We start from the raw sequence: 13058 nt of genomic DNA, 5'->3' as shown, positions 1-13058 counted from the left end.
GATGACCTATACCTTGGCAAGGTATCGCTCTACCAACTGAGCTAATGTCGCATCTCTTCTTGCTTTATTAAAACACTTGGCAAGGTATCGTTTGAACCAAAACCAACTGAGCTAATGCAGCAAATCTTCAAATTACAACTTCAAATAGCAAGTGGCTCGCTGTAAAAAGTTGAGGCCGCATTATATGTAATATTCACTACACTGCAACCCCTAATTCAAAAAAAAGGTTTGATTGCTTAAATTTTAAATACTTCTTGGCGATAAAACTGCAATTCAGCAATAGATTCCTTGATGTCTTCTAGTGCTTGGTGGGTATTCTTTTTGCTAAAGCCTTTCATAACTTCTGGCTTCCATCGATTTGTTAGCTCTTTTATGGTGCTGACATCAATATTGCGATAATGGAAGAAGTCTTCTAGCTCAAGCATGTATTTGTTCAAAAAACGGCGATCTTGGCCAATGCTATTTCCACACATAGGCGAAGCACCTTTAGGGACATATTGCTCTAAAAATTCAATCGTTGCTCTAATAACGTCTTCTTCAGAATATTTACTGTTCTTAACGCGATCAATTAATCCAGACTCACCATGATGCTTTTGATTCCAATCATCCATGCCATTTAACACTTCATCAGACTGATGAACCGCCATAACTGGCCCTTGGGCAATAATATTTAATTCTTGGTCAGTCACAATCGTCGCAATTTCAATAATACGATCGACACTGGGCTCTAAACCAGTCATTTCTAAATCAACCCAAATCAGATTGCTCGAGTTTACAGCCATATTATCTGCCTTATTCTGTCAAAAGCCCTAAATTCAGGCTTTTTTATTAAAGAGGGTGTATCATACTGTTTTTTTATACGACAAAAAAACCACTAATTAATGAAGATTTGCCTGTGAGTAAAAAGAAACCACTTAGCCAAGGTCAAAAGCGCAGAATGCGCGACAACCAAAGTAAACGTTTAAAGCGTAAAGATAATCCTGATCAGACAACCGATCTACAGGATAGTCTACTTGGACCAGAACAACAGGGTATCGTCATTTCACGCTTCGGTCAGCATGCTGATATTGAAACCGAAGATGGTATTGTTGCACGTTGTAATCTCCGTCGAAATATCACCAGCCTTGTCACTGGCGACAAAGTGCTTGTGCGCTTAGCCACTGAAACAGATCGTGGTATTGGCGGGATCGTTGAAGCAGTTCATCCACGAACATCTTCCCTTACCCGTCCAGATTTATATGACGGCGTAAAAATTATCGCAGCCAATATTGATCAGATATTAATTGTCTCTTCAATTTTACCTAGCTTCACCACACAAATTATCGACCGATATTTAGTGGCTGCAGAAGACACTGAAATTCCACCTGTCATTATCCTTAATAAAATGGATTTACTAACCAATGACAATCGTGAAGAAGTTGAAGTCGCTTTAGCCCGTTATCGCCAAATTGGTTACCCTGTTTATATGGTGAGTAGTCACACCGGTGAGGGAGTCGAACAAATAAAATCACTGTTATCAGATAAAATCAGCGTGTTTGCAGGCCAATCTGGTGTCGGAAAATCATCGCTGATTAATGCACTCATGCCAGAAGCGGATCTTCTCATTGGTGATGTATCTGGAAACTCTGGCTTAGGCCAACACACCACAACTACAGCCAAGTTACTGCACTTTGAAAGTGGTGGAGACTTAATTGACTCGCCCGGTGTCCGTGAGTTTGCATTATGGCATTTACCCGCACCTCGCGTCGGCGAATGCTTTATTGAATTTCGAGAATACATCGGCACATGTAAATTCAGAGATTGTAAACACGGTAATGATCCGGGTTGCGCCTTGCAAGAGGCTCTCGCGGATGGGAAAATAACTCAAGATAGATTTAACAACTATCACCGAATTATTGCCAGCCTTGATGAGCAGCGCCATGCTCGACACTTCAGAGCAATAGATGAGTAAACTCATTAATCTGGTTTACAATTCTCAAGATTAGCACGACATAAATAACTAAAAAGGGTACTCAATTGGATTCTGTTAAAATTGCTTTGCAATATATCTTACCTAAACATTTACTATCACGTCTTGTGGGTAAGCTTGCAGCTGCGGAAGCGGGAGCGATTACTACCGCAGGTATTAAATGGTTTATCAAGCAATATAAAATTGATATGTCAGAAGCGGCACAAAGTGAGCCTGAAGCATACAAAACCTTTAATGCATTTTTTACCCGTGCTTTAAAACCTGGCCTTCGCCCTATTGTTGCAAACGACAAAATCATGGCTCACCCTGTTGATGGTGCAGTCAGTCAATGTGGTCCTATTGAAGCTGGCAAAATTGTCCAAGCTAAAAACCATGATTACACGACGCTTGCATTACTTGGCGGACAGCAAAAAGATGCTGAGCGCTTTAATGGTGGTGACTTTGCCACGATTTACTTAGCGCCTAAAGATTACCATCGTATTCACATGCCTATCACTGGTACCTTGTCAAAAATGACATATGTACCTGGTGAGCTATTTTCAGTTAATCCACTCACGGCACAAAACGTTCCAGGGTTATTCGCCCGTAATGAGCGTGTTGTTGCCATTTTTGAAACCGAAGTGGGCCCAATGGCCATGGTATTAGTTGGGGCGACCATTGTTGCCAGCATTGAAACCATTTGGGCAGGTACCGTTACACCGCCGTGTGGTAAGCAAGTGTTTACTTGGGATTACCCAACCGAAGGTGCTGAAGCGCTAACACTTGAAAAAGGTGCAGAAATGGGTCGATTTAAATTAGGCTCCACTGTAGTGATGTTATTTGGTCAAGATGCCATTGATACCTTTGCAGAAGGTGTAGAGCCGACTGAAACGACTCGTATGGGTCAAGCATTCGCTCACTTAAAGTAAAATATTAAATATGCCTATCGGCATGATAAAAGCGCAGCGCCCTGAAGTATCAAATGCTTCAGGGCTAATTCAGTTACATATTGCAGTGCTGCTATTTGGTATTACTGCATTATTTTCAAAAATACTTCCCCTTAATGCATTAGATATTACCGTTCTTCGGTGTACCGTCGCATTTTTCGTTCTGGGATGTATTGTCAAAATTTCTCGTCAAGCATTGCTGTTATCTCAGCCCAAGCATTATTTAATTGCCCTTGGATTAGGTATTTTGGTGAGTTTACATTGGGTAACCTACTTTGCTGCAATGCAGTTATCTTCTGTCGCCATCGGAATGATTGCTTTTTTTACCTACCCTGTCATGACTGTCTTAGTTGAACCTCTCGTCAATAGAACTCGCTTAAGGTTTATAGACTTACTCTCAGGCATCGCAGTACTCACAGGAGTATTTATGCTTATTCCTGAACCTAACTTTGATAATGATGTCACTTTAGGTATTGCTGTAGGTGTACTCTCGGCTGCTTTATTTACTGCACGTAATTTATTGCACAAAAAATACTTCTCACAATACAGCGGGCCACAAGCAATGTTCTATCAAACATTAGTCGCTGTGATAATCTTGTCTCCTTTTTTAGAAGTCGAACTCACCTCAATTACGCTAGATATATGGTTAACCATAGCCATTTTAGGCGTATTCTTTACTGCTGCGCCCCATGCGTTATTTGCCTCCTCACTGCGTCAACTAAGCGCTAAAACCGCAAGTTTAGTGTCTTGCTTACAGCCTTTTTACGGCACAGTTTTAGCCTTCTTACTGCTGAACGAACAAGTTAACCTTAATACCATTATTGGTGGATTGATTATCTTGCTCACAGCAATATTCGAAACTCAGCAAAATCATAAAAAAAATAAAGCGTAAACTCAGGTTTTTGTTACCATTGTATTAGTCTCTCACTAGCAATCATTCCCTATGTTACGTATTGCGTTTTTTATACTCAGCTTTATCTCCTTTGTTGCATCGGCTAATTCTCCCCTGCAACTGGATAAACGCTTAGGATTTTCTCAAAGCAACAACTCATCGCAAGTCGTTGACCTACCCACTCAAATAGAAAACGTCAAAACCAGCATCACAAAGCTGAGTAATGAACAGAACGGTTACTTGGAGCTTGAGCAAAACAGCGACGTTATTACTCAAAAGATTTCAGCAGAGATTAATCAACCAATAACTGACATTAACATCAGTGCCGATATTGACATGGGTCAGCAAGCCTCGATGGCTTATTACCATTTATCTGAACTCAAACAATCTGAAAATGATTTAAGCGAACAATTAGTGCGCCTTTCAAAAAGGCAGCAGCAATTACCAAGCTTAATCAGACAGGCAAAGGATGCCTCGAATCAACATAAAAGAACCCAGCTAGCTCCCGTAGATACGCCATTGGGCCAGTTGCATTTACTCCAAGGTCAATTGCTTGAGCAACATATTGAAACCTTAACGGCTGAACTGTCTAGCAGCCCTAAGCAAAAACAAATCGCCCAATTACAATTACAGTTATTGCGTATTGAACATGCACAGCAAGAGAAGTTGATCGAATCGTTAAATAAACAAAATAATCAATATCGCCAGCAACAAGCAGCCAATACCATTGCCAATAATATTATTGATCAGCAGCAGCTGGCCGATACGATTTCTCAAGAGATAAGCCAAAAAAACCAGCAATATGCTCAAGAGTTAATTCGCATCACTAATGGCATTACTCAAGTCATTACCCAACAGGAAAAAGCAGAGAAGCAATATCAATCTCATGCTTTGCAATTAACCAACGTTGAAGAACAAATAACCTGGGTGGAAACCAACTCAGCTTTTGGCGACCGATTCTTACAAATGCTGCAATCGCTGCCTAAACCGCCAAACCAAGATGTATTACTGGCTGAAATTGCTGACTCTCGTTTGAAACGCTATCAGGCTGAACAGCAGCAAGCGTTAAACAAGCAACAGCTCAATACTGAAGATTTTCTCAATCACACTCAAATAAAGTTACTAGAATCACAACAAAGCTTGATTGAACAATTGGTGCAGAATTACGATGTATATCTGAATGAGCAGGCAAAGCTGAGAAACAGTTACGAGCAACTCAATCGAATATACTTGCGTCTGAAAAACACCCTGAACGAACATTTATTTTGGGTACCGAATGCAGCCAGAATTTCAGGTTTATGGTTCATCGATTTAAAGAATGCCACTGTTTGGCTCACTCAGGCGCCTCAAAGGGAAAAGTTAAAACAAGCATGGCAGTCACAGAATATTTACTGGGCTTGGTGGGTCATTATTCTCATCCTTTGCTTAATGGCTCAGGATTTATTAACTCCAAGGTTCAACAAAGCCATTGAACATTACGGTCAAAATGTCGGTAACGTAACCCAAGATAAGTTTATCTATACCGCGAAAACCCTCGGCTTAACGCTATTTTACTCGCTATTAAAACCTATGCCCTTGTTACTGGGCGGGTTAATTTTCTTTTCATCAGAGTTTAATTTTGTCCACGCGATTGGGGTTGGTGTACTTTCTATTGGCTGTAGCTATTGGGTATATCGATTTTTTGCCCTTCTGTCATTAGACAATGGCATCCTCATCAGCCATTTCAGGCGGCCACAACCGCTAGTGAAACGACTACAGCAAAAGACCTTACGCTTTATTTTCATCAGTTGGCCACTGATCGGTATCATGGGGTTCAGCGAAGCCATTGATACTTCCTTAATCCGCAATAGTATTGGTCGTGGCGCATTTCTGGTTTTCACCATTACGCTACTTATCCTTTACCGCGATATGTATGCATTTATTAATGATTTTCGTGCCAATGCGAATGATGGCAAAAACATGAAGTTATTTAATAAAATTACTTGGATCTTTTTAATCGCAGTACCTTGCTGCTGTATCGTATTAGCCTCAATTGGTTACTATTTCAGTGCATTCCAAGTGTTATTACAGCTGCAGCTTTCCTTGCTATTAGGTTTAGGTTTCTTGTTACTGTATCAATTAATTAAACGCTGGATGTTAATTGAAAGACGACTGATTGCCTTTGATCGCGCAAAAGCTCGCCGAGCAGAACGCTTAGCCCAACGTGAACGCAGTGAACTCAATAATGCTGCTGATGTGAATGATAACTATGAAGAACCTATTGTTGACCTTGAGACTATCGCAAGTCAGTCATTAGGCCTTGTACGCTCGTTATTGATTCTAGCCTTTTTTGGCAGTTTGTTGGCTTTAGTATCACAAACCCATACCGCCTTATTCTCATTTTTAGATGGCATTACGATGTGGAATACTCACTCGGTTATCAATGGCATAGAGCAGCAAATTCCCATTACCTTAAAGTCTATTCTATTCTCATTCATCGTTGTCGGCTTTTCGGCCATGATAGCCAAAAACCTTCCTGGTTTATTAGAGTTAACCATCTTGCAACGATTGGAATTAACCCCAGGTACAGGCTTTGCGATAACCACGGTGAGCAGCTATCTAGTCATACTTTTAGGTTTACTCGTGGGTTTCTCAACCATTGGGGTTGAGTGGTCTAAATTACAATGGTTAGTGGCAGCGTTATCTGTTGGTTTAGGTTTTGGTTTACAAGAGATTTTTGCTAACTTCATTTCAGGTTTAATTATTCTGTTTGAAAAACCCATCCGCATAGGTGATACCGTCACCATTCGCGATTTAACTGGTACTGTCACTAAAATCGAAATTCGCGCCACGACAATTGTGGATTGGGACAGAAAAGAAATCATTGTGCCGAATAAAGCCTTTATCACAGAACAATTAGTCAACTGGTCACTATCAGATCCTATTACCCGGGTGATTGTTAGCGTATCAGTACAACGTGATGCAGACCCTTCAAAAGTTGAAGCGTTACTTCATCAAGCGGTAAGAGAATGTGATTTATCATTGAGCTTCCCTGAGCCTGAGGTTTGGTTTGCAGGTTTTGGCCAACACACACAAGATTACGAAGTCAGATCTTACGCAAAAGACATGAACGATCGTTGGCCGTTAAGACATAATTTACACAAGCGTATCTGTAAAAAGCTAAAAGAGAATCATGTTGAGCTGGCATATCCGCAAATGGAAATTCATATCAACAATGGTCAATCTCGTGATTTACATCAAATTATAAAGGGTTAGGTAAATGCTGATTTTTGCACATCGCGGTGCCAGCGGTTACGAGGTTGAGAACACCTTAGCTGCTATGGAAAAAGCACTGTCAATTAATGTCCAAGCCATTGAACTGGACGTATATAATATTGAAGGTGAACTGTATGTGTTTCATGATCGTCGATTAGAAACAAAAACAACGGGTCGCGGGGTGACTCACCTTGCTTCAAAAGATGAACTCAGTAAAGTGACTATTCAACAGCACTCAATTCCAACGTTGTGGCAAGTGATGACGTTAATTCGTGGCCGTTGTATCGTCAACATTGAACTCAAAGGCTACCACACTGCAGAGCCCTTAGTTGCTGTTTACCCCAAACTTATCAGTGAGCTAAACTTCACTGCTGAGCAATTACTGATTTCATCATTCAACCAGCCCTATTTATCTGTGGTAAAACAGCATTTACCCCACGCGAGGGTCGCACCCATTTTAGCTGGCGTACCATTGCACTATGCTGAATCTGTCACAGCACTAGATGCGTATTCTATTCATGTTGATCTTCATTTTGTTACCCACGAAATGGTTCAAGATGCCCATCAACGTGGCGCCAAAATTTATGTTTATACCGTAGATAATCCTGAAGATATTCATGCATTAAAAGGACTTGGTGTCGATGGGATTTTTAGTAATTATCCAGATAAAGCCGCTATCGTGTTAACCAATTGCAGCCATGACAACTCCCATACAACAAGTCATGAAAAATGGTTTGGTTAATTTTTCACTAAATAACAAATGGATTCAGCGTAAATAACGCGTTTACACTTGCCTGTTTCGCTGAGCCCATGCACCTATTCCAATAAACACTCCAATCACAACCAGTAACATCCACTGTGATGGCATTCCTCTAAGTTGACTCGCTAGCCATGGACTGATACTCACAATAGCCAGACCGTAACCAAAAGCATTGACCAGAACAAATGCTGAAGTTCTAATAATGAAGCCACTGCCTGACAATGACCGCCTTAATGCCCGATTGATATCTGTGGCAAAAATAACAATCGTACAGGCCACTAATGCAGTAGCAATCTCACTCATCCACGGATGCAACATAGCGCCAATTTTAGATAAAAATGCTATGATTTGATTCATTAACCTACCTCTTTAATTACGACTATCAGGGAATATTTATGGCGCATAAATTACTGCTATTAACCCAAGAAAATGACAAATATCGAAAGTTATTAACTGACTATAACTTACCAGATTTGATTATTTTAGGGGATGACCCAAGCAGTATTTGTGAAGCAAATATTTGGTTTGCAGAGCCACAACTGGCCGCGCCTCTGTTAAATTTAGGCACTGAGTTACAGTGGTTACAATCAACATTTGCTGGTGTCGATAAAATAACGGGTTCAAGACAACGCCGCGATTACAGCTTAACCAATATTAAAGGAATTTTCGGGCCTTTAATGAGTGAGTACTTATTCGGCTACTTACTTGCTCATCAACGAGAACATGCAAAATATAAGCAGCAGCAACTGCAACAACATTGGGCACCAGGAAGCTACCGTACTCTTCAAGGGCAACAATTATTATTGTTAGGCACAGGTTCAATTGCGCAACATATTGCTCAAACAGCAAAGCATTTCGGTATGAAAGTCACTGGGCTAAGTAAAACAGGGATTGTAAAACCTTACTTTGATCATGTTGATACCATTGAACACTTAGCTGAACATTTACCCAATGCACAAGCTGTTGCGAGTATATTGCCCAATACTTTGGATACTGAAAACATACTCAATAAATCCATGTTGGCATTATTACCTGCTGAATCAGTATTATTTAACCTAGGTAGAGGTAATGTATTAGATTTGGATGCGCTAGCAAGCCAGCTGCAAGTTCAACCACTGCAACATGCAGTGTTAGATGTATTCAATCAAGAACCTTTGCCTAGCGAACACGTTATTTGGCAATGCCCTAATGCTATTATTACCCCTCACATTGCCGCGCCGAGTTTTCCTGAGCAAGTAGTAGAAGTCTTTGTTGAGAACTTCCACTTATGGCGTCAGCAGCAACCTCTCAATCATCAAGTTGATTTCATCAAAGGCTATTAGCACTCGCCATAAAACCTTACTTATGACTCGTTATTACAAATTTCGTGAGCCAGTTTGCAGTTTGTAATAACTATTACTTTTCGATAAAAGTCAGATTTGTTTAAAAAGTTATTAGCAATGAGAACTGTTTTCATTTACAATTACATTATTGTTGATTAGCTAGCATATTTACTATTTCCAAGAATAAATATGTCATCAGACTTTACGAAGAGGCTTTATGTACGTTTGTCTTTGTCACGGAATTACTGATACCCAAATCAGAGAAGCAGTAAGCAAACATGGCGACAGCTCTTTAGCTGACGTTAAAAAACGCTTAGGTGTTGCTGATCAGTGTGGTAAATGTTCTCGTATGGCGACCAACATCATTAAAGCACAAGTCGATGTCGAACCTAACTTCTACGAAGTCGCATAATTTCTATTATATTTTCAGTCCTTCATTTCTCAAAAATATAAGCGTTAACTTCAAATCGTATTCATAAAAAATGCTGCCCTTAGGCAGCATTTTTTTATGCAAGAAAAACCTCTGAGCATATTACTCGCTCGGTTCTTCAGTTCCATCTTCAACAGCTTGTGAACCCTGCTCAATTTGAACACTGTCAACACGCTGTAAACCTCTTGGCAGTTTAGCACCTCGACGTCCTCTTTCACCGCGATAGTGTTCTAAGTCAGATGGTTTCAAGGTCAACTTACGTTTACCCGCCCATAAGGTCACTGATGCATCCTCAGGGATAATATCTAAGTGGATTAATAGCTCTTCACGGTTCTTAGCGCGATCCGTTGGAATGCCAATTATTTTGTTGCCTTTACCTTTGGATAATTGCGGCAGAGCATCGACATCAAATATCAACATCCGACCTTCGTTAGTGATGGCAATAATCGATTGTGTCACCCCTTTATTCACCAATTTTGGCATTAGCGACTGTGCATTAGTTGGTAAACTCAATAACGCTTTACCCGCCTTATTACGGCTTATCATATCTGCGTAAGAACCAATAAAACCATAACCAGCATCACTGGCGAGTAGATAGCACTGGCTGTCAACTCCCAGTAGCACATGTCGCATCACCGCACCAGGAGATAGGTTAAAGCGTGTTGTTATTGGCTCACCTTGGCTTCTTGCTGAAGGCAATGTATGGGTGTCAGTTGCAAACGCCCGCCCTGTTGAGTCAATAAATACCGTCGGTTGATTACTCTTACCACTGGCACTACACAGGAACGCATCACCCGCTTTATAATTTAAGCCTTCACCATCGACATCATGGCCTTTAGCACAACGTACCCAGCCTTTATCCGATAACACTACGGTAACTGATTCAGCTGGGGTCAGTTCTTGCTCAGTGAGTGCTTTAGATTCTAAACGTTCAATAATCGGTGAACGTCTGTCATCACCAAAGGTTTCACCGTCTTGAATTAACTCTTTTTTCACTAAGGTTTTTAAACGACGCTCTGAACCTAAAATTAATTCCAGCTTATCGCGTTCAGCTGCAAGCTCTTCTTGCTCACCTTTAATTTTAAATTCTTCAAGTTTAGCTAAATGACGTAATTTTAAATCTAAAATGGCTTCAGCTTGCTTTTCGGATAACTCAAAACGAGCCATTAACTCAGCTTTAGGTTCATCGTGAAATCTGATGATTTCAATGACTTCATCGATATTCAAGAATGCAATCATTAATGCATCAAGGATATGAAGTCTTGCCAACACTTTATCTAAACGGAACTGTAAACGACGTGTCACTGTTGAGATACGGTAGGTCAGCCATTCCGTTAATAGCTCTTTTAAACCTTTAACTTTTGGACGACCATCCAAACCCAAGACGTTTAAGTTAACTCTAAAACTCTTTTCCAAATCAGTTGTCGCAAACAAATGCGCCATCAACTGATCACAATCCACTCTATTCGAACGCGGTACAATCACTAAACGCACTGGGTTTTCGTGGTCTGATTCGTCGCGTAAATCCGCAACCATAGGCAGTTTTTTTGCCTGCATTTGATTAGCGATTTGCTCTAAAATCTTGCCGCTGCCCGCTTGGTGTGGCAAAGCTGAAATGACCACTTCACCATTATCGATATCATAAATCGCTCGCATTTTAATTGAGCCGCGGCCGGTGTCATAAATCTTAGCGATATCTTTGCTAGGGGTAATAATTTCAGCATAAGTCGGATAGTCTGGGCCTGGAACAAATTCCATTAGGCGCTCTAAATCTGCCTTTGGATTTTCCAGTAATTCAACACAAGCTGACACCAATTCACGCACGTTATGCGGCGGAATGTCAGTCGCCATACCAACAGCAATACCGGTAATACCATTCAATAAAATATGTGGTAAACGAGCAGGTAGCGATTTTGGCTCTTTCATAGTGCCGTCAAAGTTGACGCCCCAATCGACAGTGCCTTGCCCTAACTCTGACAGGAGTACTTCTGAAAATTTAGATAGTTTAGCTTCGGTGTAACGCATTGCAGCAAACGATTTAGGATCGTCAGGTGCACCCCAGTTGCCTTGACCATCAACTAACGGGTAACGGTATGAAAACGGTTGTGCCATTAATACCATTGCTTCATAACACGCGCTATCACCGTGTGGGTGATATTTACCTAACACGTCACCAACTGTACGAGCAGATTTTTTATGTTTAGATTGAGCCGATAAACCAAGCTCACTCATTGCATAAATAATACGACGTTGAACGGGTTTTAAACCATCGCCAATATGTGGCAATGCACGGTCCATAATCACGTACATTGAATAGTTTAAATAAGCCTCTTCAGTAAAACGGCGCAGAGGCATTTGCTCAACACCATCAAGGCTTAATTCAATCGCATCACTCATTATTTAATATCCTGTGATTGTTCTGTCGCTTTGTAATACAAGCGGTATATATTGCCTTTTAAGTCATCAGAGATGAACATTGCCCCATCAGGTGCATTTATCAGGTCATAAGGTCTAGCGACGGGAAACTCGCCGTCTAAAAAGCTTACCACTCTTTCACGTTTAGTAACTTGGCCATCGTCAAGACTTAGCATGACAACCTGGTATCCAATCTTACTAGAACGGTTCCAAGAGCCATTTTCGGCAACAAAGAGTTGATTATGGTAACGCTCGGGAAATAATTTACCTTCATAGAACAGTAAACTTGTCGGCTTCACGTGAGCAGGAAGCTCAAATGCTGGAGCGGTAATATTGAGGGTATCAGGCTTTTTAAATGCGGGCTCAGCAACATCAGTGCCATGAATATATGGGAAGCCAAAATGACTGCCTTTGATCTCAATCCGATTGATTTCATCAGCGGGCATATTATCACCCATCCAGTTTCGACCTTGATCTGCAAACCAGAGCTTATCTGTGGTCGGTGACCAATCAAAACCAATCACACGGCGAAGCCCTGAAGCGACTTGTTCGGTATCTCCTGATTCAATATCAATGGCCAGCAAGCTACCAAAAGGCGCAGGTGCCTCACAGACATTACAAGGTGAGCCTATTGATAAATATAAACGGCCATCAGGACCAAACTCCATACCTCGAGCGTGTTTTCGCTCTATGCTGGGTAAACCTGAATACACCTCTTTGGGCCTACCCGGACGGCGAAGACGGTTTTCAATATCTTGATATCGTAAGATTCGGTCATCTTCAGCAACGTATAAATCACCATTATGAAACGCAATCGCCTCTGGATAATCTAAACCTTTGCCAATCAAATATCGTTTATTTACTTGACCATCATTATCGGAATCAACCAAAGCGTAAATGGTGCCACTCTTTCTAGAGCCAACAAACAAGGTGCCTTTACTGCCTATAGCCATCTGCTTGGAGTCGCCCAAATCAGAAGCATATAAAGTGAGTCCAAATCCTTTTGTAACAGTAATCATCATAGGATCAGCAGCAAATGCTTTAACTACAGCGAACTGAGCTAAAGCGATGACAGACAGTGTTTTTAAC

11 protein-coding genes are annotated in these 13058 nt (G+C 41.0%); 7 read left to right on the top strand and 4 right to left on the bottom strand.

Features of this window, described 5'->3' with window-relative positions; all coding sequences use genetic code 11:
- Positions 1–236: 236 nt before the first annotated feature.
- Positions 237–782 (bottom strand): oligoribonuclease, encoded by a 546-nt coding sequence (gene orn / locus LMH66_RS15780; protein ID WP_229371138.1) that lies wholly within the window; start codon positions 780–782, stop codon positions 237–239.
- Between the two features lie 113 nt (positions 783–895).
- On the opposite strand from orn, the gene rsgA reads away from it, so the two are divergent.
- The 5 genes from rsgA (at position 896) to LMH66_RS15755 (ending at position 7784) form a co-directional block, all read left to right on the top strand.
- Positions 896–1951: a small ribosomal subunit biogenesis GTPase RsgA gene (gene rsgA / locus LMH66_RS15775; protein ID WP_102527975.1), complete on the top strand. Its 1056-nt coding sequence runs from the start codon at positions 896–898 to the stop codon at positions 1949–1951.
- Positions 1952–2016: 65 nt separating this feature from the next.
- A complete protein-coding gene (asd, locus tag LMH66_RS15770; RefSeq protein ID WP_229371136.1) occupies positions 2017–2877 on the top strand; it encodes an archaetidylserine decarboxylase in 861 nt (286 codons plus the stop codon).
- 10 nt (positions 2878–2887) lie between these two features.
- A complete protein-coding gene (locus LMH66_RS15765) occupies positions 2888–3787 on the top strand; it encodes a DMT family transporter (RefSeq protein ID WP_229371134.1) in 900 nt (299 codons plus the stop codon).
- A gap of 51 nt (positions 3788–3838) precedes the next feature.
- Entirely contained in the window at positions 3839–7042 is a 3204-nt protein-coding gene (locus tag LMH66_RS15760; protein ID WP_229371131.1) for a mechanosensitive ion channel domain-containing protein, read from the top strand.
- 4 nt (positions 7043–7046) lie between these two features.
- Positions 7047–7784 (top strand): glycerophosphodiester phosphodiesterase, encoded by a 738-nt coding sequence (locus tag LMH66_RS15755; RefSeq protein WP_229371129.1) that lies wholly within the window; start codon positions 7047–7049, stop codon positions 7782–7784.
- Between the two features lie 42 nt (positions 7785–7826).
- On the opposite strand, the gene LMH66_RS15750 is transcribed toward LMH66_RS15755, so the two are convergent.
- On the bottom strand, positions 7827–8159 hold the full coding sequence (locus LMH66_RS15750; RefSeq protein ID WP_229371127.1) for a DUF3392 domain-containing protein: 333 nt from the start codon (positions 8157–8159) through the stop codon (positions 7827–7829).
- A gap of 38 nt (positions 8160–8197) precedes the next feature.
- On the opposite strand from LMH66_RS15750, the gene LMH66_RS15745 reads away from it, so the two are divergent.
- Positions 8198–9124, top strand: coding sequence for a D-2-hydroxyacid dehydrogenase (locus LMH66_RS15745; RefSeq protein WP_229371125.1), 927 nt, complete (start codon positions 8198–8200; stop codon positions 9122–9124).
- 217 nt (positions 9125–9341) lie between these two features.
- Complete coding sequence (locus LMH66_RS15740; protein WP_055023428.1) at positions 9342–9536, top strand: bacterioferritin-associated ferredoxin; 195 nt, start codon at positions 9342–9344, stop codon at positions 9534–9536.
- Positions 9537–9656: 120 nt separating this feature from the next.
- Here the strand turns inward: LMH66_RS15740 and parC are convergent, their stop codons facing one another.
- Together parC and LMH66_RS15730 are read right to left on the bottom strand one after the other, a co-directional pair.
- A complete protein-coding gene (gene parC / locus LMH66_RS15735) occupies positions 9657–11951 on the bottom strand; it encodes a DNA topoisomerase IV subunit A (protein WP_229371122.1) in 2295 nt (764 codons plus the stop codon).
- Positions 11951–12991: a PQQ-dependent sugar dehydrogenase gene (locus LMH66_RS15730; protein ID WP_229371146.1), complete on the bottom strand. Its 1041-nt coding sequence runs from the start codon at positions 12989–12991 to the stop codon at positions 11951–11953. The genes parC and LMH66_RS15730 overlap by 1 nt, the downstream gene beginning before the upstream one ends.
- Positions 12992–13058 lie beyond the last annotated feature (67 nt).

The sequence above is a fragment of the Shewanella sp. 10N.7 genome (genome assembly GCF_020806285.1).
Lineage (GTDB): Bacteria > Pseudomonadota > Gammaproteobacteria > Enterobacterales > Shewanellaceae > Shewanella > Shewanella electrodiphila.
The sequence above is the reverse complement of the archived record's forward strand: the minus strand, read 5'-3'. Positions and strand labels throughout refer to the sequence as shown.